Genomic DNA, 21,803 nt, shown 5'->3' on the forward strand with positions numbered 1-21,803 from the left:
ACAGATGCTCCTTGTACAACAGGACACTGTATTTTGCAAGTATTTTCCAGACATTACCCTGTTTTATGAGCCGTGGCCGGACAATCCGGCCGTCAGAATTTCAGCAGCGAGAAGACCTTGTCGGCCGGTAATTTGTTCTTGCCGTTCAGGAATTCCAACTCGGCCATGAAGCAGCACTCGACAAGTTCCGCCCCCATGGAACTCACCATATCGACAACAGCCGCCATCGTACCCCCCGTGGCCAGCAGATCATCGGCTATCAGCACCCTCTCCCCTTTTTCAATGGCATCGGTGTGGATTTCCAGCGTGTCCGTACCGTACTCAAGCTCATAACTCTTCTTAAATGTTTCCGAAGGGAGCTTGCCCGGCTTTCTGACCAGCACGATACCTGCGCCAAGTTTATAGGCAAGGGCAGCACCGATAATGAATCCCCGGGCCTCCACCCCCACGACCTTGTCGATTTTTTTGCCGATGTAACGGTGCGACAACAGGTCCACCATCCGCTGATAGGAGGCGGCATCGGCAAGCAATGTGGTGATATCCTTAAAAATAATGCCCTTTTTAGGGAAATCCGGGATGTCTCTTATGATGTTTTTCAACTCATCCATATGCTCTCCTTAATTGCCGGGATAATTATTACGCGCTGCCACTTCCGTAGCTTCAAGTATTTTTCTGAGCTTTTCCAAGGATTTTGCTTCGATCTGGCGAATCCTCTCCCTGGTAACCCCGAAGCTGCGGCCTATGGTGTCCAGCGTCTGGGGGTCCTTGTCATCGAGGCCGAAACGGAGGGTCAGAATTCTTTTTTCGCTATCCGAAAGCGTTTCAAACCACTTTGAAACCATCTCATATCTGTTCACGTCTTCCAGAAGCTCTGCAGGTGATACGGTGGATGTATCCTCAATGGTATCAATCAGGAAGTAATCGTTGTTTTCCCCCATCGGCCGCTCAATGGAGTAGGTTTTTTTCAGCAAGACCATGAGTCTCCGTATGTAGGCGGAGTTAACATCCATTGCTGTCGCCACTTCTTTGATCGACGGCTCGCGGTTCACCTTTTGCACCAGTTCCCTGGTTATCCTGAGCATCTTGTTGATGTCATCGGAAACATGTACCGGTAATCTGATGGTCCGTGATTGATTAACCAGCGCTCGCTCTATGGACTGCCTGATCCACCATGTTGCGTAGGTGGAAAAACGGCATTCCTTGGAGAGTTTGAAGCGCTCCACAGCCTTGATCAACCCCATGTTCCCCTCTTCGATCAGATCGAGAAAGGGGAGGCCACGGTTTATGTAGCGCTTGGCAATCTTTACCACCAACCGGAGGTTGGATTCGATCATCTTGTCGCGAGCAGCCTTCTCACCCTTGTCGATACGCGCTGCCAGCTCTTTTTCCTCATCGGCGGTAAGAAGTTTTGTTTTCTGGATCTCCCGCAGATAAAGCTTTATGGCGTCATCGAAATGTTCGACAACAGCAACCTTTATCTCTTCTTCCTCAACCTCCTCAGCCTCCTCAACCTCTTCTACGCTCCCAAGCTCGACTGCATCAGGCTCAAGTTCAGGCTCTATGAAGATATCGAGATCTTTATGCTGTTCGTCTCCGGCAAAATCTTCTATCAAATCATCATTGTCCATGGCAACCTCTCGTAAAGGTATGGGTTCACTTCAGGAATCGTCTCAAAAGGCATTCTTCAGAAAGGACATAATGCGATCCAATCAATCTTCACCACTCCAACCGTACCTGCCGATCAGCTTGACAAAACGGCAGCCTATCGAATCTTCCCGCGAAACGGCCCCGTTCTCCCCCTTGGTAATTCTGACCAGGGTCTGTTCCGACTGGTTTCCAACCGGAATTACCAGCTTTCCACCGACAGCCAACTGGTCTATAAGGTGCATCGGCACATCCGGCGCACCAGCAGTAACAAGTATCGCGTCAAAGGGGGCTTCTGACGCCCATCCATCGGTACCGTCGCCGATTTTCAGATTGACGTTCAAGTATCCCAGACTGTCCAGCGCCTTGCGGGCACGCAAAGCCAGCGGACGTATCCTCTCGACGGTATAAACCCTGTCGGCAAGCTCTGCAAGAATCGCCGCCTGATAACCGGAACCGGTCCCGAGTTCCAGGACCTTTTCCTTGCCCGTCAGCTGCAACATCCCGGACATCAATGCTACCATGTATGGCTGGGAAATGGTCTGCTTTTCCCCGATCGGCAGAGATGAATCGCTATAGGCCTGGGCCGACATCGCCTCTTCGACGAAAATATGGCGGGGGACCTTGAGCATCGCATCAATCACACGCCGATCTTTAATACCACGTGCAACGATCTGGTTTTCCACCATTCGTCTTCGTGCGATGTCCAGGTTAATCATATACATTGACCCCTAAAGTGGATAAATATAGCAAACAGAAGCGTAAAAGTCCAGTATCAGGTCAAATCCCATCTTTTCAGAGCTGCAAGTGAATTATAATTAGTGAGGTCAAGATGGAGTGGGGTTATGGAAATATGCCCGCGGGAAACGGCATTGTAGTCACTCCCCTCGATATCGCTAAAATTCAGATCTACGGTTCCTATCCAATAATAGCTGCGACCACGCGGATCGACCTTGTCAACGATCGTCCCTTCATAGGACCTCTTCCCCTGAGTGGTAATAACGGGATGACGTAACTGCTCCGCCGGCAAATCCGGCACGTTGACGTTCAAAAAAGTATCATCAGGCAACCCTTCCCTGCTGACGATGCCGGCCAGCTTGACGACAAAAGCCGCGGCCGCAGAGTAATTACCCCCATCATTCTGGGTCACGAGCGATACGGCAATGGCGGGGATTCCCATCAGGGTGGCTTCCATTGCCGCAGAAACCGTGCCCGAATAGGTTATATCGTCGCCCAGGTTCCCGCCACGGTTTATACCGGAAACGACAATGTCGGGTTTAAAGGAGAGAAGGCTGTGAATGCCGAGATTCACGCAGTCGGTGGGCGTGCCGTCAACAGCGAAAATGTTGTTCTCGATCCTGGTAGCCCTCAGAGGATGGTGGAGCGTAAGGGCATGCCCTACTGCACTCTGCTCCCTGTCAGGGGCTACAACATAGACTTCGCCGATTGCCCCCATCGCCTCTGCCAGCGCAGCAAGTCCCGGCGCACGGACTCCATCGTCATTAGTCAATAATATCTTCAAAAAGATACCTCCTGCCGACAATTGAGATGAAAAAAGACGACCAACGCTTGTATGCCGCCTGAAAATCTATCAACAGGTGACAAACTAGCACTGTCCGATAGGTGAACGCAAGTGGATTACTTCGACTCGGACCAGAAGCCCGGACCCGGTTGCAGCAGATGACCAAATTCTGATCTTGTTTTGCCCTTGCTGGACAGTCGGAGATCCGCTGTTGAAGCGCCTGAAAGGTTACATGACTTGCAACAGTCAAAAGATATGATATCAATTATTGCAAATAGAGTTAAGGGAGATACCAAGCATGACGGTTGACAACCCAGATACAACTCTTTCGACTTCATCTTCTGACTGTCTGGCTTTTATAGTCGGTCCCAACCACTTTCAAAACACCCTTCTCTCCGCTTACATCGAAACCCATAGCAAGTGGAAAAGCAGCGTTGTTGAAAGCATTGCAGCAATTCCACACAAAGACGAGAAAGAATTTCCCGGCCACACAGCGGTCCTCTTCGACTGTTTCGGCTTGAGCAGCGACAACCTGTCTGACAACCTGCTGGCTGAACTGGAACAGTTCCCATCGAATTGGGCGAAGGCGCTGTTCAACCTGGATCGACATTCTGATTTCGAAAAGAAGTCTCTGGAGTATGGTGTTCAAGGGTTCTTTTACAACGATGATACTGTTGAAACACTCCTCAAGGGATTAACCGCCGTATTCGGCGGAGAGTTCTGGGTTTCTCGCCAGAAAATGGCGGAAACCATCCTGGAAAACGGCTTCAGGCTCAGACGCATGCAGATCCCCAGCCACGTCCACATATACCCCCATGACCTCACACAACGCGAGGTTGAACTTCTCGGCCTGCTGACCCTCGGCTCCAGCAACGAAGTCATCGCCGACAAACTGTTCATCAGCCCTCATACCGTCCGTACCCACCTCAATCATATCTTCAAAAAAATAAATGTGTCGAGCCGGCTGGAAGCCTCGATCTGGGCTTCAGAAACCCTATTCGTCCGAAAGCATTGGTAAGCCGGCTCTGGCAGGTAATCTTATTCCAATTTCAAATCAAGGATGAAATCAAGGCGGCGAGGAGTGAGGCGACGAAGGCGTACAGATAGCACGTTGAGGAGCCGAAGACGAGCCAACGAAGATAGCGCCTTGATTTGGAATTGGAATTACTTCTTTGGTGACAAATGCCCCCGCCTCTGCACATGTTGTTCGATCGACGACAGGAGGTCATCATAACCAACGAACTTAGAATCCGATAAAAAAAGAAAAAGGGTTACGCCTGGGGGGCGTAACCCTTTGTTTTACAGCTATAAATGGTCGGTGCGAAAGGATTCGAACCTTCGACCCCTAGACCCCCAGTCTAGTGCGCTACCAGGCTGCGCTACGCACCGAAACTAAATACTGAATGTTGCTTTTACTACGGTTATTACAATGTGTTTCTGAGGTTTTTGAGATCAACTATGACTTCATGAAGAATTGTCATCAGCTTTTCTTTCGGAATCTCAACGCTATTTTTATTTAAACCCGCTCTTTTCAAACCACCGGCAATTTTTTTCCTTGCGCCCTCGATGGTAAGCTTCTCATTATATAGTAACTGCTTTATTTCACGAATAACTTCAAGATCTTCCCTTGTGTAAAGTCGTTGACCGGAACGGCTCTTTTTAGGATTTAAAACATTGAATTCACTTTCCCAATAACGTAGAACCGACGGTCGTAAAGTAGTTATATCAGCAACTTCACCAATTTTATAAAAGATCTTGTCGGGAATTGCAGCTTCCATTAATTTATCCAGGAAGACTATTACTGATTGTTGATGGCAGCTTTTAACACCTGACTCGGCTTGAAGGTAAGTATCTTTCTGGCACTGATGGTAATTTCTTCACCAGTTTGAGGATTTCTACCTCGACGATCAGCTTTTTCCTTTACCACAAAATTACCGAAACCAGCTATTTTAATCTTGTCCCCATCTTCCAGGGTATTTTTAATCAGGTCAAATACGGTTTCTACCAGCTCGGCAGATTCTTTTTTAGAAAATCCGACCTTTTCGTAAATTCTTTCAACAATATCAGCTTTCGTCATAAACCCCTCAACAAAATCGGTAATTCGGTGAGCAGCCTGGTTAAACAGCGCGTTGGTTTATATCATAGGGGAACTATTTAATCAACCCATTTTTACCGGATCGTCACATTTAATTTTTTCCGTAACGTGTCGATAACCCGTTGGTGGATTGGTGTTACTTCATCATCGCTGAGAGTTTTATCCCTGGAACTGTAACGAACCCGTATGGCAATACTCTTCTGGCCGACCGGTATATTTTCACCTTTGTATAAATCAAATATCTCAACGTCCTGAACCTCGGCAGCTTTTATGCTCTTTGCACAGGCAACAACCGCGTCTGATGGTGTGTCATCATCAATAAGCATTGCAATATCGCGGCATGTGTCAGGGAAGCGTGAAGGCGGATTCACCGACACAGTATCCATGCTATGGGGAACCATCTTTTCAAAATTGATCTCAAAGTAGTACAGCGGTTTCTCCAACCCATAGTTTTCCTGCACAGTGGGGTGCAGCTCCCCTAAAGAACCGATGGTTTCGCCGGCACACAGGATTGTACACGCTTTACCGGGATGATAAAAACTTTCTGGGTTTCCCGCTTCAAAGGAAGCGCCGGAAATGTGCAATTCGACAAAGATATTTTCTATGATCCCCTTAACATCATAGAAGTCCACCTCGGTCTTATCCTGATTCCACCCTTCCACGTTGCGAAACCCCGTCAGCAACCCCGCCACATAAAGTGGTTCTTCGGGTAGTTCATCACCATGCTTGGGCAGATAAATCCGCCGCATCTCGAAAATGCGCTGATTCAACGTCCTGAAACTGGCATTTCTGGCCGCGGTTTCAAGAAGACCGGGAAGGAGTGTGGTACGCATTATTGACTGCTCGTCGGACAGCGGATTGAGCAGTTTTATGGTGTTGCGCCGGTAGTCGTCCCGGACAAGGATAACTTTATCGTATGCATCGGGAGCGAAGAAACTGTAATTGATGACCTCGGAGAGCCCCTGACAAACCAGCAGGTCCTTCACACTTTTACCGATTATCTGATGCTTTGAGGGAAGATCCGAAAATATCCTCGCCTGCGGCATCGTGACCGGAATCTTTTCGAATCCGTTGAGCCTGGCAATTTCTTCAACAAGATCGATCTCCCGTTCCAAATCAACACGGAATGAAGGAACCAGCACCTCGACAATACCCTGCACCGATTCCGTTACGTTGAATTCAAGTCGCTGGAACAGGTCGCAGACCTCGTCGGAAGAAAGGGACAAACCGAGCATTTGATTGATCCGCTCAACACGGGCGGTAAGTTTTCGCGGCAGAACCGGTTGCGGGTAGATGTCGATAATACCTTGAGCCACGCTGCCGCCGGCAAGTTCTGCAATCAGGGAAATGGCGCGGTCGAGAGCTTTGGGCAGGATATTTACGTCCGCCCCCCGCTCAAAGCGATGGGAAGATTCGGTATGAATCCCCAACCGCTTGGACGTCCGGCGAATGCTTGACGGATTGAAATAGGCGCTCTCAAGTAAAATATTCGTCGTATCGTCGCCGATTTCGGAATTCTGCCCCCCCATGATCCCAGCAAGCGCAACCCCCCTTTGTCCGTCGCGAATGGTGAGATCCGATGACTGGAGTACACGCTCCTGGCCGTCCAAAGTGACGAAGCGTTCCCCGTCTCCTGCCGGACGAACGATGATCTTTCCATCGGCAAGGTGATTGAAATCAAAGGCATGGAGCGGGTGGCCGTACTCCATCAACACATAATTGGTGACATCGACCACGTTGTTGATGGAGCGGAGTCCGACAGCCTTGAGTCGATTCACCATCCACTGAGGGGAAGGCCCTATCTTGCATCCTGAAATGTACCGTGCGGTATAGCGCGGACAGAGATCCGGCGCCTCGACGTTAATGGATGTGACATCCGTTATGGGAGTTGCGCCTTCAACGAGCTCATGACCGGGATAGCTGATTTTTTTACCGAGCTTGGCGGCTATTTCCCTGGCTATGCCGATGACACTGAGGCAGTCGGCCCGGTTAGGCGTGAGGCCGATTTCAAAGATGGTATCCTTGAGGCCAAGTGCGCTGAACACGGGCATGCCGAGCTGGAAGTCGGAAGGCAGGATCATGATCCCGGCCGACTCATCGGCAAGCCCAAGCTCTTTTTCTGAGCAAAGCATGCCATACGACTCTTCGCCCCTTATTTTCGAGCGCTTGATTTTGAACTCGCCCGGCAGCACCGCACCGATCTGCGCCAGGGCAACCTTGTCGCCCGTCTTGAAATTCTGGGCACCGCAGACTATCGTCAGTATCTCGGAGCCGTTGTTCACCTTGCACAGCGAAAGCTTGTCGGCATTTGGATGCTGCGCCTTTTCCTCGACCTGTGCAACCACCACATCGTCCATCCCACCGCCGACAGTTTCCATCCGTTCGACTTCAAGTCCGAGCATGGTAAGAAGGTCCGAAAGTTCGGCAGCAGGGAGATCACAATCAACAAACTCTTTCAGCCAGTTATAGGTAACTATCATAATCTCACACTTTTATATTTAATATGACAAACCAATGCGAATAATAGCGTAACACCGCAGACGACCGTAATGAACCCATCAAAACTGCTTAAGGAAACGGAGATCATTCTCGAACAACAGGCGCATGTCACTGATGCCGTATTTCAGCATGGCAATCCTTTCGATCCCCATGCCGAATGCGAAACCGGAATAGATTTCCGAGTCATAATTAACATGGCGGTATACTTCCGGATCGACCATCCCTGCTCCCAGGATCTCCAGCCAGCCCGTGTTCTTGCAGACACGGCACCCCTTCCCCTTGCAGATGACGCAGGCGATATCAACCTCAGCACTCGGCTCGGTAAAGGGAAAGAAGCTGGGGCGCAGCCGCACACCGGTCCCCTGCCCGAACAACTGGTTGATGAAAATGGTCAGAATACCCTTCAAATCACCGAATGTTACCCCCTTATCGACCATCAGCCCCTCGATCTGGTGGAACATGGGTGAGTGGGTGGCATCGGAATCACAACGGTACACAGTGCCCGGCGCGATAATGCGCACCGGCGGAGCCTGCTTGAGCATGGTGCGTATCTGGACCGGAGAGGTATGGGTGCGCAACAGAACGGTGTCGCTGATGAAAAAGGTATCCTGCATGTCGCGGGCAGGATGATCCTTGGGGAAGTTCAATGCCTCGAAATTATAGAAGTCATGCTCGATTTCAGGCCCCTCGGCCACGAGAAAGCCCAGACCGGCAAAGATGGCGGTAATCTCTTCGATAACGAGGGTAATGGGATGCCTGGTACCAATCGGCCGTCTCCGGCCGGGAAGCGTTACATCGACACGTTCCGACCTTAGTTTTTCAGCCTTTATATCCTCACGGATCTTGAGACCGGCAGACTCGATCTTTGCTTCCAGCTCACCCTTTACCGTGTTGACAACCTGGCCGATGACCGGCCGTTCCTCGGGAGAAAGTGCGCCCAGACCCTTCATAACAGCGGTCAGCTCACCTTTTTTCCCGAGATATTTTACCCGCAGCTCCTGCAAACCATCTTCAGTACTAACCTGAGAAAGCTCAGCAACGGCATCCGCAAGAAGTGCTTCCAGTTTTTCCCTCATGACAAATAACCTTCTAATAAAAAAAGAAATGAGACAGCATGTATCCCATTTCTTTTTTATGCATTAATTAGTTAATTAAATATTCGCTTTGGCAAGAGAAGCAATCTCTGCAAACCCGCGTGGATCTGAAACGGCAAGATCTGCCATTACTTTCCGGTCAACCTCAACCTTGGCTATCTTCAAACCATGGATAAGCTTGCTGTAGGAAAGACCATTGATTCTTGCAGCGGCGTTGATCCTGGCAATCCAGAGAGCGCGAAAATCTCTTTTCTTCACCCTTCTGTCACGAAACGCATAGTTCAGTGCACGGTCTACCGCTTCAGTCGCACTCCTGAAAAGTTTGCTCCTGGCGCCCCTGTAGCCCTTGGCCAGTTTTAATACCTTGTTCCTTCTTTGTCTCGCTTTAAATCCTCTTTTTACGCGTGGCATACTAACTCCTTTTGTTGTTTATTTGCCGGATCCGCAAGGGGAGACGTTTCCTCACGGTTCACGGACTTTAAAAATCGGTTGATGGTTGATGGTAACCGGTCGATGGTGAATTAAGAATCTGATGCATTGCTATCGACCACCGACCACCGACCATCGACCGCCTTTATTACATATACGGAATAAGCTTGGCGATATTTTTATGGTCTACCGCTGCGACAATAGCACCCTTGCGCAGATTGCGCTTGTTTTTTCTGGTCTTGGAGGTCAGGATATGACTGGTAAACGCATGATTCCTTTTGATCTTGCCGGTACCGGTTTTTCTGAAGCGCTTGGCAGCGCCCCTATGGGTTTTGATTTTAGGCATTGTCTTCTCCTTTTATCGTTATTTTCTTATTTGGTTTTTGTTTTAGGGGCAACAATCATAAACATACTGCGCCCTTCCATTTTCTGTTTTACTTCGATTAGTGCTATGTCCTGCAATTCGGCAGCAAACTTATCAAGGGCACTCTGTCCCAGATCCATGTGGGTAATTTCGCGGCCGCGGAAAACTACCGTCACCTTGGCCTTATTTCCCTCTTCCAGGAAACGCCTTACATGCTTTATCTTAAACTGCAAGTCATGCTCATCGGTCTTGGGTCTTAACTTGACCTCTTTCAGCTGTACCTGCACCTGCTTCTTTTTTGCTTCCTGCTGTTTTTTGCTCTGCTGATATTTAAATTTCCCGTAATCCATGATCCGGCATACCGGCGGCACAGCTGTAGGTGAAACTTCCACCAGATCCAGCTGTTGACTCTCGGCCAGCGCCAATGCTTCCCTAAGCGGAAGTATGCCGAGTTGCTCGCTTTCAGCCCCGACTACGCGGACTTCTTTCGCCCTGATTGCCTGGTTGATGTTAACTGTCGGTTTAGCTATGACGCCACCTCCTCAATGAAAACTTTTGACTTCCTTTTCTATAAACTCAATAAGTTCAGCCGGCTTCATACTATCAAGATTGTTTCCATCCCGGAATCTGGGAGTTACCATTCCCGATTCAACTTCCTTATCACCAATTATCAGCATATAAGGAATCTTCTGCAACTGCGCTTCGCGGATTTTAAAACCGAGCTTTTCATTCCTGAAATCTTGCTGAACGCGTATCCCCGCTGCACGCAAAGCCGTGTAAATCTCGTTGGCATAGGAAACCTGGTTATCGGTGACAGTTAGGACTATTGCCTGAACCGGGGCGAGCCAAACCGGAAAGCTTCCCGCAAAATGCTCGATCAATACACCTATAAACCGCTCAATGGCGCCGAGTATGACCCGGTGCACCATGACCGGCCGCTTTTTCTCGCCGTCTGCGCCTATATATGTAAGATCAAAGCGCTCCGGCAGGGTAAAATCGCACTGGATTGTAGCACACTGCCACCGTCTGTCAAGGGCATCGCGCAGTTTGATGTCGATTTTCGGCCCATAGAATGCGCCATCGCCCTCATTAATCTCAAAAGGACGCCCGGAATCCTGCAACGCCCCCAGAAGGGCCTTGGTCGCCCGCTCCCAGTCTTCGTCAGAACCGATGGACTTCTCCGGCCGGGTAGAAAGCTCCATTTCATACTCAAAGCCGAAAATCCCCATGACATCCTTGACAAAGGAGAGCACCCCTTTAATCTCGCCGTCAAGCTGCTCCGGGGTGCAAAGGATATGGGCGTCATCCTGGGTAAAGCCACGCACCCGCAACAGGCCGTGAAGCACGCCTGCCCGCTCGTGGCGATGCACCGTGCCCAGCTCGAAATAACGGAGCGGCAGATCACGGTAGCTACGCAGCTGCGACTTGTAGATCATCATGTGGGCAAGACAGTTCATCGGCTTGATGCCGTACCCCTGCTCATCCACTTCGGTGAAGTACATGTTTTCCCGATAATTGTCGTAGTGCCCGGAGCGCTGCCACAACTCGGTCTTCAATATCTGCGGCCCGACAACTATATCGTATCCGCGACGGAAATGCTCCTTGCGCTCGAAGTCTTCCAGGATGGTACGCAGCATCGCACCCTTGGGGTGCCAGATGACCAAGCCGGCTCCGACCTCGTCGGAGAAGGAGAACAGGTCGAGCTCCTTGCCGAGCTTTCGATGGTCACGTCGCTTCGCCTCTTCCAGTCGCGCCAGATAGGCATCAAGCTCCTTCTTGTCGGCAAATGCCGTACCATAGACCCGCTGCAGCATCTTGCGCTTTTCATCGCCCCGCCAGTAAGCGCCGGCGATGGAGGTAAGCTTGAAGGCCTTGATATGAGAAGTGGAAGGTAGATGCGGGCCGCGGCAGAGGTCAACGAAATCCCCCTGGCGGTACAGGGAAACCGTATCAGCACTCAGGTCTTCGATGAGCTCAACTTTGTAGATCTCCCCCATATCCCTGAACAGCTTGATGGCATCCGCACCGGTAAGGACCTGACGCTCTATCTTGAGATTGGCCTTGGCCAATTCGGACATTTTCTTTTCGATCTTTTCCAGGTCTTCCGGCGTGAAGGGGTGATCAACGTCAAAATCATAATAAAAACCGGTTTCAATGGCCGGACCGATGGTAACCTTTGCCTCGGGAAAGAGGCTTTTGACCGCCTGGGCCATGAGATGGGAGGTGGAATGCCTGATGATCTCAAGCGCCTCCGCACTTTTCTCGGTGATTATCTCCACCTTGGCGCCGTCAGGCAGGACCGTCGCAAGGTCCACCAGGTCGCCGTTTATCTTGCCGGCGATAGCAGCCTTGGCAAGACCGGCACCAATCGAGGCAGCCAGGTCATAGACCGTAGCTCCCTCTTGCAGCGTCCTTTCAGTTCCATCAGGCAGCGTTACCTTGGTATCACTCATAAATGGCCCCTTAACAGAAAGAGGCATCGAACCTCGATGCCCCTGCTGAACCCCTTAACCGTGGCAGGTTTTTAATGGTAGGCGCGGGCGGTTTCGAACCGCCGACCCCTTGCGTGTCGAGATAAAATATAATTCTAACTAATTGTTTTCACAATGTTACATAGTATTGCATCTCAACCGCACCAAAATCACACTTTCTATAGATATTCTAACAAGTTATCAGTATTTTCTGTTTCACTACGTAGCAGGGTATTGCATACTGTACTTTTTTAAAAAGGTTACTGAAAAGGTTACTGAGCTACTGAAGTCAGATGGAAGAATCTACCATAATGAAACGCGACTTAATAAAATTTGAAAAAGAGTATTTATCATCTATTCAACCAGGAGTCAAGACAATTCAGATAAGGGAGTCAAAAGGGGAAGGTTTGCGTTCCGTGTTGTGCCAAGGTGGACGAAAACTTTGCTAGCGCCCCTGCCAGAAGTCGGGATAGAGCAGCGATACGCTAAACAGGATTCCGTATTTCGGCGCCGGCCCGTCGTGCGTAATGTTCCAGAACGGCTCGACGAAACAGCTCACGTTTTGTCGACCGATCCTGAAGACAAGTCCCGCTCCGAGATCCAGTGGCAGCTGCTTGTTGCCGTTCTTCCAGTTGAAGAGCATCTGGGGCTGGGATCTGACAAACCAGCCATTGCCCAGCTGATAGGTTACGAAGGGTTGGAGTACCATGGCATTCACTTCTTTCCGTCCACTGTCGCCGGCAAACGAAATCGGATTCTGGACGAGCACGCCCGCCAGCCACCTCCCGGGGTAAAACGCCACCACTGCGGCCGGTCCCGCCTGCCACTTTCCCTGACCGGTCTCGCGACTGCTCGCCGTCGGAAACACAAAGGTCGGCCCGACACCCCAGACGGCGCTGTCTCCCGCCTGAAAGACCGCGACGTCGACTAACCGCAGGTCGCCGAACCCGGTCAAGCCACCGGGCAATGTGATTGCTGCGGGAATTGTCAGGAGCGAAAGCTGAGGCAGAGGGAGCAGACGGTATTTGGGAAACGGCATGGTCATAGCGAGGGTAACAGCGTTGCCCTGCCCGTCCAGCCCCGTGAATTGAGGCTGATATGTATCCTGGAGCCGGAACTGTAGAATGGACGATATGGGCGCGTTGGCCTGCTTGACCAGGTCCAGCTTCGCCTGGGCGCCCGGAAGACCGTCGTCGGCCCGCGCTCCGCCCGAACAGATCAGAGCGCCGATCAGAGCGCCAAATATCAACATTATCAGTGAAAGGGCACCACACGTTGGAATGGCTCTAACCTCCCGCGGAAATCGTCACGATCGGCACGCCTTCCTTGCCGCCGGTCTCGGTGAGTGTCATCACGAACATGAGGAACGAGAAGAGTTTTTTCGACTGGTAATCCCGGTCGTCGATCCAGAACCAGCGGTTCCGGTACGACACGGCAGCAAAGTCGTCCCCGGATCTCTCCCTGGAGCAGAGGATGCGTATCAGCGGCCCCTTGATCCCCTCGCCTTCGGGCTCCATGGTCGGGGGCACCCGCTTCTCGGCCACGTGCTCGGCAGGCACTTCGACAGTCGATGAAATGTCGGAGAGGATCTCTGTGATCGACCGAGTCAGGAGGGCGATCTCTTCGTCACTGCTCGACGCCGACCCGTAGACGATCCTGAATTCTCCCCCCTCCTCCTTCAAGCCGAGCATCCGACGCACCTCTCTCGATTCCTTTTCCATCTCCGGGTCCACCCGTTTGCGAAAGAACATGACCAGGGCTCCACGTTCCTCCCCCTTCTTCACCCGCAGGGCGACGTCCCCTGACGACTGGATGCGGCGGAGCTTCTCCAGGATAACGTAAAATTCCGGGTCGGCCTTCCGCATCCGGGCAGAGCCTCCGAACTGGTTCTGTATGCCGTTGACGGAGTGGACGAGAATCCGGAAGACGAGGTCCAAGGGGTACCCCCCTTCGATCAGGCTCATGACCGTCGCAGGGGCAACTGGGGTCATGAGGATGCGGGCGAATTTCTCACCGGTCAATGGGGTGTAGGTGATAGTAGGGCGGTCAACGAAATTGCCGTCTACACCGAATCTCTGGTTGTTGCCGCTCGGCGGGAAGGACCAGCCGAACGAGGCGTTCAGGTCGGTCGTCAACTGGTACTGGTTGATGATGGAAGCCACGTCGAGGAAGATCGGGGCGTCGCCGTAGCGTATCTTGACGATATTGAGGAGCATCGACCGCTTCCACGACTCGGCGACCGCGGTGGTGTAATCGAAGCGGTCGCGTGCGACCGTCCCCGGACCGATTCCCATACAACCGGTGAGCAGCGCGACCACTATGACCATGCAGAGAGTCAACGCAGCATATTTCCGTCTCATTGCCCTCCCCCCTGCCTCCGTATCACCTTATCAAGTAAATTTCCTATCAAGCAACCTATTGGCACAATCACAGCTGCTTTAAACATGATTTGATAAACTTCAACAAATTGATACCTGTAAGTTTTAGTTGAAAATAAATAGCTTTCGAACAAATACAGATCAAATATCAGGAGCAGCAAACCTGCACACAGTGGAATAGTCGGCTTTGGCACTGTTTTGATCAGAACTATACATATCAGATACGGAATCATATTCATGAGGGGAACGATAAGAAAATAGAATGAACCAGACGGCGTGTGAAAACAGGTGAGGTATATATGCAGCGTAATCCCCACTATTGATACGATCAATGCTGCAGTGGTCATCGATTTGCTCTTCATTTGCTCCTCCTCTTAAACACAGACAAAAACTCCATGATTCACGCTGGCGACGCGTTCATTCTTTTGCTTGGTTCCTTTCTATGCGGGCGAATCGAAAGTACGCCCAGACAGTCATGGAATTGATGACCACGGCGGCCAGGTTCCACACAATCACCGGCCGCGACGCAATCAAGAGGCCATAATATATCCAAACAATCTGAAAAACCCCCATAATGCCCGCCATCGTCGGGTTTATACCCTTGCTTGACCGTCGCTTGATCATCTTGATCAAGTCGGGCATGGCGGCAAAGGTCGTTCCAAATCCTGCCACAAAACCAAGGACCTCGGACCGTTGAAACCTGGGGATCAGCAGGCTCGACGTGTCGTGTACCGCAAATTCCTTGCAGCCACAGAGCATGATCACGCTCAGCAGTACAACCCCGCGCGTCGTCCTGTCGATGGAACCCCTCTTCAGCATGGTCACTCCTTAATCGAGGCCTCCCCTGCTTGCGAGGCGCCCTTCACGAACGCAGACTTCTTGCCCGCCGCCAGGAGCCGTTCGGCGTCCAGAAGGCCGAAAAGCTGGATGAACTTGGCGACCAGCCCGGTCCAGCCGGTCTGATGGCTGGCGCCGAGCCCGGCGCCGTTGTCGCCGTGGAAGTATTCGTAGAAGAGGATATGGTCGCGCCAGTGGGGATCGGTCTGGAACTTCTCCGTGCCGCCGTAGACGGGTCGCCTGCCGTCCTCGCCCTGCAGGAATATCCGGCCGAGCCGATCGGCGATCTCCTTGGCCACCTCGAAGAGGTTCATCATCCGCCCCGACCCCGTGGGACATTCGATCTTGAAGTTGTCGCCGTAGTAGAGATAGAAATTCAGGAGCGACCGGATGATCATCGCGTTCACCGGCATCCAGACCGGTCCCCGCCAGTTGGAGTTGCCGCCGAACATGCCGGTGTTGGACTCCGCCGGCAGGTAGTCCACCCGATACTCCTGGCCTTGCACGTTAAAAACGAACGGGTTCTGCTCGTGGAACTTGGAGAGGGAGCGGATGCCGTGGGGGCCCAGGAACTCGTCCTCGTCGAGCATCTTCGTCAGTATCCGGCGCAGCCGCTCCGGGTTGACCAGGGCAGCTATTCCGCGATCGTTCACGCCAAGATGACCTGGGCCGGTAGGGTGAATAGTCGCCGAAAGTTCAGGCATCCGGCGCAGGCGCTCATTCATCTTAGCCAGCGCCCGCGGGACGCGCTCACGCTGCCACGCCTCGAGCACCGTGGTGGCGCACAGGGGAAGGAGACCCACCATGGAGCGCACCTTGAGCCTCTGGGAACTGCCGTCGGGGAGACAGAGCAGGTCGTAATAGAAGCCGTCCTCCTCGTCCCACATACCGTCCGCTCCGGACCGGTTCATGGCCGCGGCGATATAGTAGAAGTGCTCGGCGAACTTCAGGACCATGTCCTCATAGATGGGGTCGTGGCTGGCGAGCTCAAATGCGAGTTCCATCATATTCTGGCTGAAGAGGGCCATCCAGGCCGTGCCGTCCGCCTGCTCCAGATGGCCGCCGGTGGGGAGCGGGGCGCTGCGGTCGAAGACGCCGATATTGTCGAGGCCGAGGAAGCCCCCCTCGAAGACGTTCTTGCCGAAGCGGTCCTTGCGGTTCACCCACCAGGTGAAGTTCAACATCAGCTTGTTGAACGTCGCCCTGAGGAAATCAAGGTCCGTCTCGCCGCGCAGGGCCTGCTCGGTGCGGTGCAGGAAGAGCGTCGCAAAGGCGTGGACCGGGGGGTTCACGTCGCTGAAGTTCCACTCATAGGCAGGCATCTGGCCGCTGGGGTGCAGGTAGACACTCTTGAGCATCAGTTTCATCTGGTCCTTGGCAAAGTCGGGGTCGACAATGGAGAGGGGGAGCGTGTGGAAGGCCAGGTCCCAGGCCGCGTACCAGGGGTACTCCCACTTGTCGGGCATGGAGATGATGTCTTCATTCAGCATGTGGAACCACTCCGAATTCCGGGCGTTTCGATATCCTTTATGGAGGGGGTTGGAGTGGTGCTCGTCCAGCCAGTTGTCACCGTCGAAGAAGAAGAACTGTTTGCTCCAGAGCATGCCGGCCAGGGCCTGGCGCATCACGTTGGCCGCGTCTTTACTCACTGATGGCGGCGTGACCGACTGGTAAAACTCGTCAGCTTCACGAAGCCTGTCAGCGAAGACTTTGTCGAAATTATCGCCAAAGGGTTCCCCCTTCCGGTCCGGAGAACTTTTGGAGAGCCGCAGGCGAATCACTTTGCTATGACCGGCGCCGACAGTGACCAGGTAGTGCGCCGCTACCTTGGTCCCCTGCTTGCCGGGATTCACCGCCTCCTGCCGACCGTCCACCACGCAGTCGTTGATGCCGTCCTTGACGTAGGGGCTCTCGTTCTTTACCCCGAAAAGCCGCTCGTGGTTTGTTTCATTCTCGGTGAAGAGGAGCGGCACCTCACCTTCGCAGAAAAGGATGAATTCACTCAGCAGCGGATGAGTCGCCGCGACCGCGACAGCGCCCGCCGGCGCCTTGATCTCTTTGAGGTTTGGTTTCTCGGGGGCTCTGTTGGATTCGGCAATCCACGCCGACCAGTCGTTCCGGAACCAGAGCGTCGGCAACAGATGCAGCTCTGCCGCGTCCGGTCCCCGGTTGGCCGCCGTGATCCGCACGAGGATGTCATCGGCATCCCCCTTGGCGTACTCCACGAAGACGTCGAAATAGCGGTCGTCATTGAAGACGCCGGTGTCGAGGAGCTCGTACTCCATCTCCTTCCGGGTCCGACCACTGTTCGTCCTGACGAGATCCTCATAGGGATAGGGAGCCTGGGGGTACTTGTAGAGGTACTTCATGTACGAGTGGGTCGGCGTGCTGTCCAGGTAGAAGTAGTACTCCTTCACATCCTCGCCGTGGTTCGCTTCGCTGTTGGTCAATCCGAAGAGCCGTTCCTTGAGAATGGCGTCCTTCCCGTTCCAGAGGGCGAGAGCAAAGCAGAGGTGCTGCTTGTCATCGGAAATGCCGGCGATGCCGTCCTCGCCCCAGCGGTAGGCGCGCGAGCGGGCATGATCGTGGGTGAAGAAATTCCAGGCGTCACCCCCTTCGCTGTAATCCTCCCGCACCGTCCCCCATTGTCGTTCGGTGAGGTACGGTCCCCATTTCCGCCACAGAACGTTATTTTTACGGGTTTCTTCCAGGCGCTGCGCTTCGCTTGTCAAAGGCTTTTTCTCGTTCATGGCTGAACCTCCCCTGGATATGACTTATCAGCTCTGCATATTTTCACCGTGTCGCCCGGGCACATTGAGACGCCCGGGTGACACTGCCGACGGCTCTCCCCTGTTTCCCTTCAATCCGTGCGTCTTTCTTCCGGTTGCAACTCCTCCTGTTCAGGCCTGCCCCGCGTGATCCACGCCCCGAGCAGGGTGTAGGTCACGGCGAGCATCACCGGCCCTATGAACAGCCCGATAACGCCAAAGGCGATGAGGCCTCCGATCACGCCGGCAAAGATCAGCAGCAGGGGGAGGTCAGCGCCCTTCTTGATGAGGACCGGGCGGATAAAGTTGTCGATGGTACCGACAATGATCCCCCAAACGATCATGGCCGTTCCCCAGAGGGCCTGGTCGACCCAGTACAGCCACACGATCACCGGGATGAGCACGAGGCCGGGACCGACCTGGGCCACGCAGAGGATGAAAATAACTACCGTAAGCAGGCCCGGAGCCGGGATTCCGGCCACGACCAGACCGATGCCGGCGAGGAGCGACTGGATCACGGCTGTGACGACGACCCCGAGCGCTACGCCACGGATTGCTTTGGCAGCGAGGATTACAGCGTCTTCGCCGTTCCGGTCGCCCAGCCGCCGTGCAAAGAGGCAGATGCCGCTGGCAGCCTTCTCGCCATTGGCAAAGAGGACCGCGCTGATGATCACGGTCAGCAGGAACTGAACGATCATCATTCCGACGTTGCCCGCCCGGGTAACCAGCCAGCTCACGATCTCCTTCGCATGGGGAGCCAGGCGTTCGGACAGCTCTGCCTGGCCCACCGTCGTGAGATAATGCCAGCGGGCGGCGAGTTTCGGACCGGCTAAGGGGAGTTGCTCAACCCACTCCGGTGGCGGCGGCATGGTGAACGTGGCAAGGGATTTTGACCAGCCGACAATCTCGTCGGACCGTTCAATGATACTGATGATGGCGAGCGTGAAGGGGACGATGAACACCAGCAGCAGCGCAACGGTCATCGCGGTCACGGCAAGCGCCCTCTTGCCCCGGAGCCGCTTCTGAACGCCTAGCATGAGCGGCCACGTTGTCACCACTATCATGGTTGCCCAAACAAGCGCCGTAAAGAACGGGCGCAGTATCCAGAAACTGGCGGCCGTGAGGATGCCGATAAAGAGCACCGCCAGGGTCGTGCGGGCGATATCCGGGGTGGTATGATAGGGCGTCATTGGCATTTTCCCCATGGTCAAAAATCTAGCAGGTGCTCAACCGAACTTCATTCACGGCGATTTCATGACGTCTCTGGCCGTGATACTGTCGCCCATCTCCTTGCCTAACCGGTCGAGCGCCCGTTGCATCGCGGCAACCATCGCATCGTAGCTCTGGCCGTCGACCTTCTCGGTTATCGCCGCTTCCTTTACGAGCAGTGACTCGTCGGTTGTCTCCTTTTTGGCAAACACCCCCCACCTCGCGCTCAGCACGACCGAATCGCCGGGGATACCGTCGAAGCGGGAAATGCTGACCGGAACCCGATACGAGGTCCCCATTATACTCAGGGGCATTGACTGCCAGGAGAACACCGAAATGTTGGCAGATGCCAGCCGGCCCGAGAGATTCGCCACGAGAGAGCGGGTGATCTCATCGGCGAGCGACCCTCCCCATCGGTCAAACTCGGCAATGATGAGCTCGTTCTGCCCGGAGCGGGTAACAATCTGCCGACGGTCCAGGTAATCGGGGATGAATACGGGACCCAGCGATATTATGGCAGATCGCCCCGTCGGAAGTTGACTGCTGCGGGTTTCCAGCGGCGCCAGGGTGTAAAAACGGGAGGGCGGTGACGTGCCTCCGAAACAGCCCGCCAGGACAGGGGACAGGCCGCAGGCCAGAAGCAGGAACCGGATTGGACGGTATTTTTTCATGACATACTCCTGTAACTACTGTTTTCCTTTGATGAGTGACTCGGGATGTCGCTCGAGATAGTCGGCAAGTGAGCGGATGGCGCGCGACGTCGAATCGAGCTCTGTCAACGTCTTGGTCACGCTATACCCGAGATCGGCATTGCGCTCAGCCAGCTTTTCGTAGGTTAACAAGGCCGCGCGCAGTTGATCGAAGGAGGCGCTGCTCTTCGCCAGGGTTTCCCGGAGACTCACCGCAATATCCCCCGGCACCCCTTCTTTCAGTGCCAGGGTCTTCTCAGCCTGGGTAAAAGCGCCACGGGCTGCAACCGAGGTCTCCGAGAGGTTTTCGACGAGCGGATCGACCTTGTCGTTGACATGCTTCACGAGTGCCTGAACATCCCGTATGGCAGCCTCTATGGTCCGCGTCGTCTTTTTCGCGTCTATGGAGCTGACAACCCGGTCGATTTCCTCGAGCGTGCTATTCAGGTTGTCGATGATCTCCTCGAGCGGGAGGTTCTCGAGTGTCTTCTGCAACTGCTCGAGCGACGTCGGGATGCTCGGTATCTCGGGGTACTTCTTGGTCAGCCCCACATAGTTGGCCGGCTTGTCGGGGAAAAAGTCGAGGGCAACCATCAACTGCCCGGTCACGAAGCTCTGGGTCTGGAGCTGGGCTCTCAAGCCAAGGTCGACAGCGTATTTGACATACCTCGGATCCTGCCGGAACTGAACCTTGGCCCCTCTGAATTTCTCCGGATCCAGCGTGAATACCACCGGTATGAGCAACTCTTTTTTCGAGGGATCTACGATGATGCTGATATCGGTTACCGAGCCGACCTTCACCCCACGGAACATCACGGGCGACCCCACGTTCAGCCCTTTCACGGAGCCCACAAAGTAGGTGATATAGACGAACTCCTTGGTAAAGAACTTGCCGGCGCCAAGAACGAGCACCCCCGCGACAAAAAGGGCAATTGCTCCGAGGACGAACGCTCCGATCGCTGTTTTGTTTACTTTCGTACTCATCGGTTTCTCCGTTCTGAGGGAATATGGACACGCTCAGCTTTGCTGCGCGCCTTCACCCCGCGTCAGGAAGTTGATGACTTTCGGGTCAGGCGACTCCTTGAGGAGCCGCTTCGGATCGCCGGCGCCGGTCATCGTTTTCACATCCGGGTCCAGAAAGACCGAGTTGGTGCCGATGGCAAAGATACTCGCCAGTTCATGGGTCACCACCACCACCGTGGTGCCGAGGCTTTCGCTCAGCTCTATGATCAGGTCATCCAGCAGCCGGGCGCTGATGGGGTCGAGACCGGCGGACGGCTCGTCGAAAAAGAGGAGGTCCGGATCGAGCGACATTGCCCGGGCGAGACCCGCCCGTTTCTTCATGCCGCCGCTGATCTCCGACGGATAAAAGTCCTCGAAGCCGCCGAGCCCGACCAATGACAGCTTGAAGGACACCAGATCCCGGATCTGCCCCGGCGGGAGGGTAGTGTACTGCTCAAGCGGCAGAGCGACGTTTTCCGCCAGGGTCATGGAGCTCCAGAGCGCCCCACTCTGGAAGAGGATGCCGAAGCGCCGCTTGAGCCGTTCCTGAACCTCGTGCTCGGCCTCCCAGTAACTGACGCCGTCATAGAGGATCTCCCCCCTGGCAGGCCGCTTGAGCCCCACCAGCATCTTGAGGAGCGTACTCTTGCCGCAACCGCTCCCCCCCATGATGATGAAGATGTCACCCCGGTTGATGGTGAAGTTGAGGTCTCGCATGAGCACGAAACTGCCATAGGACATCTCCAGGCCGCGCACTTCGATGACAGCATCTTTGCCGCTCCTGGACTCTTCCGCCGGCATG

22 protein-coding genes and 1 tRNA gene are annotated in these 21,803 nt (G+C 53.7%); 1 reads left to right on the forward strand and 22 read right to left on the reverse strand.

From position 1 onward, the window contains the following. Positions 1–92 precede the first annotated feature (92 nt). The 4 genes from GURA_RS13310 to surE all read right to left on the reverse strand — a co-directional run bounded on the left by GURA_RS13310 (position 93) and on the right by surE (position 3,166). The gene (locus GURA_RS13310; RefSeq protein ID WP_011939470.1) at positions 93–608 is read right to left on the reverse strand and encodes an adenine phosphoribosyltransferase; all 516 of its coding nucleotides are present in this window, start codon (positions 606–608) and stop codon (positions 93–95) included. Positions 609–617: 9 nt separating this feature from the next. After that, positions 618–1,628 carry a sigma-70 family RNA polymerase sigma factor gene (locus GURA_RS13315; protein ID WP_011939471.1) on the reverse strand — a complete coding sequence of 337 codons (1,011 nt, stop codon included), beginning with the start codon at positions 1,626–1,628 and terminating at the stop codon, positions 618–620. A gap of 81 nt (positions 1,629–1,709) precedes the next feature. Further along, positions 1,710–2,360, reverse strand: coding sequence for a protein-L-isoaspartate(D-aspartate) O-methyltransferase (locus GURA_RS13320; protein ID WP_041245975.1), 651 nt, complete (start codon positions 2,358–2,360; stop codon positions 1,710–1,712). A 59-nt stretch (positions 2,361–2,419) separates the two neighbouring features. Continuing rightward, a complete protein-coding gene (surE, locus tag GURA_RS13325) occupies positions 2,420–3,166 on the reverse strand; it encodes a 5'/3'-nucleotidase SurE (RefSeq protein ID WP_011939473.1) in 747 nt (248 codons plus the stop codon). Between the two features lie 298 nt (positions 3,167–3,464). Between surE and GURA_RS22900 the strand changes: the two genes are divergently transcribed. Further along, positions 3,465–4,184 carry a response regulator transcription factor gene (locus tag GURA_RS22900; protein ID WP_011939474.1) on the forward strand — a complete coding sequence of 240 codons (720 nt, stop codon included), beginning with the start codon at positions 3,465–3,467 and terminating at the stop codon, positions 4,182–4,184. 294 nt (positions 4,185–4,478) lie between these two features. On the opposite strand, the gene GURA_RS13335 is transcribed toward GURA_RS22900, so the two are convergent. The 18 genes from GURA_RS13335 to GURA_RS13420 form a co-directional block, all read right to left on the reverse strand. Beyond that, positions 4,479–4,555: transfer RNA gene (locus tag GURA_RS13335), tRNA-Pro, on the reverse strand. 35 nt (positions 4,556–4,590) lie between these two features. Further along, positions 4,591–4,944, reverse strand: coding sequence for a MerR family transcriptional regulator (locus GURA_RS13340; RefSeq protein WP_011939475.1), 354 nt, complete (start codon positions 4,942–4,944; stop codon positions 4,591–4,593). 20 nt (positions 4,945–4,964) lie between these two features. Next, complete coding sequence (locus GURA_RS13345) at positions 4,965–5,243, reverse strand: integration host factor subunit alpha (RefSeq protein WP_011939476.1); 279 nt, start codon at positions 5,241–5,243, stop codon at positions 4,965–4,967. Between the two features lie 92 nt (positions 5,244–5,335). Then, positions 5,336–7,741 (reverse strand): phenylalanine--tRNA ligase subunit beta, encoded by a 2,406-nt coding sequence (pheT, locus tag GURA_RS13350; RefSeq protein ID WP_011939477.1) that lies wholly within the window; start codon positions 7,739–7,741, stop codon positions 5,336–5,338. A gap of 78 nt (positions 7,742–7,819) precedes the next feature. Then, the gene (pheS, locus tag GURA_RS13355; protein ID WP_011939478.1) at positions 7,820–8,836 is read right to left on the reverse strand and encodes a phenylalanine--tRNA ligase subunit alpha; all 1,017 of its coding nucleotides are present in this window, start codon (positions 8,834–8,836) and stop codon (positions 7,820–7,822) included. A 75-nt stretch (positions 8,837–8,911) separates the two neighbouring features. After that, the gene (rplT, locus tag GURA_RS13360; protein ID WP_011939479.1) at positions 8,912–9,265 is read right to left on the reverse strand and encodes a 50S ribosomal protein L20; all 354 of its coding nucleotides are present in this window, start codon (positions 9,263–9,265) and stop codon (positions 8,912–8,914) included. Positions 9,266–9,431: 166 nt separating this feature from the next. Continuing rightward, positions 9,432–9,629 (reverse strand): 50S ribosomal protein L35, encoded by a 198-nt coding sequence (rpmI, locus tag GURA_RS13365; RefSeq protein WP_011939480.1) that lies wholly within the window; start codon positions 9,627–9,629, stop codon positions 9,432–9,434. Positions 9,630–9,655: 26 nt separating this feature from the next. Then, a complete protein-coding gene (infC, locus tag GURA_RS13370; protein ID WP_041245453.1) occupies positions 9,656–10,177 on the reverse strand; it encodes a translation initiation factor IF-3 in 522 nt (173 codons plus the stop codon). A 12-nt stretch (positions 10,178–10,189) separates the two neighbouring features. After that, the gene (thrS, locus tag GURA_RS13375; protein WP_198134472.1) at positions 10,190–12,100 is read right to left on the reverse strand and encodes a threonine--tRNA ligase; all 1,911 of its coding nucleotides are present in this window, start codon (positions 12,098–12,100) and stop codon (positions 10,190–10,192) included. A gap of 463 nt (positions 12,101–12,563) precedes the next feature. After that, positions 12,564–13,370: a hypothetical protein gene (locus GURA_RS13380; RefSeq protein ID WP_011939483.1), complete on the reverse strand. Its 807-nt coding sequence runs from the start codon at positions 13,368–13,370 to the stop codon at positions 12,564–12,566. Positions 13,371–13,404: 34 nt separating this feature from the next. Next, complete coding sequence (locus GURA_RS13385; RefSeq protein WP_011939484.1) at positions 13,405–14,478, reverse strand: hypothetical protein; 1,074 nt, start codon at positions 14,476–14,478, stop codon at positions 13,405–13,407. Next, positions 14,475–14,858 carry a hypothetical protein gene (locus GURA_RS13390; protein ID WP_041245454.1) on the reverse strand — a complete coding sequence of 128 codons (384 nt, stop codon included), beginning with the start codon at positions 14,856–14,858 and terminating at the stop codon, positions 14,475–14,477. The genes GURA_RS13385 and GURA_RS13390 overlap by 4 nt, the downstream gene beginning before the upstream one ends. Positions 14,859–14,913: 55 nt before the next feature. Next, positions 14,914–15,315 carry a SemiSWEET family sugar transporter gene (locus GURA_RS22905; protein ID WP_049818923.1) on the reverse strand — a complete coding sequence of 134 codons (402 nt, stop codon included), beginning with the start codon at positions 15,313–15,315 and terminating at the stop codon, positions 14,914–14,916. 2 nt (positions 15,316–15,317) lie between these two features. Further along, on the reverse strand, positions 15,318–18,083 hold the full coding sequence (locus tag GURA_RS13400) for an MGH1-like glycoside hydrolase domain-containing protein (protein ID WP_011939486.1): 2,766 nt from the start codon (positions 18,081–18,083) through the stop codon (positions 15,318–15,320). Between the two features lie 110 nt (positions 18,084–18,193). Further along, positions 18,194–19,291: an AI-2E family transporter YdiK gene (ydiK, locus tag GURA_RS13405; RefSeq protein ID WP_011939487.1), complete on the reverse strand. Its 1,098-nt coding sequence runs from the start codon at positions 19,289–19,291 to the stop codon at positions 18,194–18,196. A 51-nt stretch (positions 19,292–19,342) separates the two neighbouring features. Then, a complete protein-coding gene (locus GURA_RS13410; RefSeq protein ID WP_011939488.1) occupies positions 19,343–19,981 on the reverse strand; it encodes a PqiC family protein in 639 nt (212 codons plus the stop codon). Between the two features lie 15 nt (positions 19,982–19,996). Further along, the gene (locus tag GURA_RS13415; protein WP_011939489.1) at positions 19,997–20,983 is read right to left on the reverse strand and encodes an MlaD family protein; all 987 of its coding nucleotides are present in this window, start codon (positions 20,981–20,983) and stop codon (positions 19,997–19,999) included. A gap of 33 nt (positions 20,984–21,016) precedes the next feature. Continuing rightward, positions 21,017–21,802, reverse strand: coding sequence for an ABC transporter ATP-binding protein (locus GURA_RS13420; protein WP_011939490.1), 786 nt, complete (start codon positions 21,800–21,802; stop codon positions 21,017–21,019). Between the last annotated feature and the right edge of the window lies 1 nt (position 21,803).

It is taken from the genome of Geotalea uraniireducens Rf4 (genome assembly GCF_000016745.1).
In the GTDB taxonomy this organism is placed as follows: domain Bacteria; phylum Desulfobacterota; class Desulfuromonadia; order Geobacterales; family Geobacteraceae; genus Geotalea; species Geotalea uraniireducens.

Coding starts and splice junctions, on each gene's coding strand:
- GURA_RS13310 (WP_011939470.1), bottom strand. CDS start 608: ATGGATGAGTTGAAAAACATCATAAGAGACATCCCGGATTTCCCTAAA.
- GURA_RS13315 (WP_011939471.1), bottom strand. CDS start 1,628: ATGGACAATGATGATTTGATAGAAGATTTTGCCGGAGACGAACAGCAT.
- GURA_RS22900 (WP_011939474.1), top strand. CDS start 3,465: ATGACGGTTGACAACCCAGATACAACTCTTTCGACTTCATCTTCTGAC.
- GURA_RS13340 (WP_011939475.1), bottom strand. CDS start 4,944: ATGGAAGCTGCAATTCCCGACAAGATCTTTTATAAAATTGGTGAAGTT.
- GURA_RS13345 (WP_011939476.1), bottom strand. CDS start 5,243: ATGACGAAAGCTGATATTGTTGAAAGAATTTACGAAAAGGTCGGATTT.
- pheT (WP_011939477.1), bottom strand. CDS start 7,741: ATGATAGTTACCTATAACTGGCTGAAAGAGTTTGTTGATTGTGATCTC.
- pheS (WP_011939478.1), bottom strand. CDS start 8,836: ATGAGGGAAAAACTGGAAGCACTTCTTGCGGATGCCGTTGCTGAGCTT.
- rplT (WP_011939479.1), bottom strand. CDS start 9,265: ATGCCACGCGTAAAAAGAGGATTTAAAGCGAGACAAAGAAGGAACAAG.
- rpmI (WP_011939480.1), bottom strand. CDS start 9,629: ATGCCTAAAATCAAAACCCATAGGGGCGCTGCCAAGCGCTTCAGAAAA.
- thrS (WP_198134472.1), bottom strand. CDS start 12,100: ATGAGTGATACCAAGGTAACGCTGCCTGATGGAACTGAAAGGACGCTG.
- GURA_RS13380 (WP_011939483.1), bottom strand. CDS start 13,370: ATGTTGATATTTGGCGCTCTGATCGGCGCTCTGATCTGTTCGGGCGGA.
- GURA_RS13385 (WP_011939484.1), bottom strand. CDS start 14,478: ATGAGACGGAAATATGCTGCGTTGACTCTCTGCATGGTCATAGTGGTC.
- GURA_RS13390 (WP_041245454.1), bottom strand. CDS start 14,858: ATGAAGAGCAAATCGATGACCACTGCAGCATTGATCGTATCAATAGTG.
- GURA_RS22905 (WP_049818923.1), bottom strand. CDS start 15,315: ATGCTGAAGAGGGGTTCCATCGACAGGACGACGCGCGGGGTTGTACTG.
- GURA_RS13400 (WP_011939486.1), bottom strand. CDS start 18,083: ATGAACGAGAAAAAGCCTTTGACAAGCGAAGCGCAGCGCCTGGAAGAA.
- ydiK (WP_011939487.1), bottom strand. CDS start 19,291: ATGACGCCCTATCATACCACCCCGGATATCGCCCGCACGACCCTGGCG.
- GURA_RS13410 (WP_011939488.1), bottom strand. CDS start 19,981: ATGAAAAAATACCGTCCAATCCGGTTCCTGCTTCTGGCCTGCGGCCTG.
- GURA_RS13415 (WP_011939489.1), bottom strand. CDS start 20,983: ATGAGTACGAAAGTAAACAAAACAGCGATCGGAGCGTTCGTCCTCGGA.
- GURA_RS13420 (WP_011939490.1), bottom strand. CDS start 21,802: ATGCCGGCGGAAGAGTCCAGGAGCGGCAAAGATGCTGTCATCGAAGTG.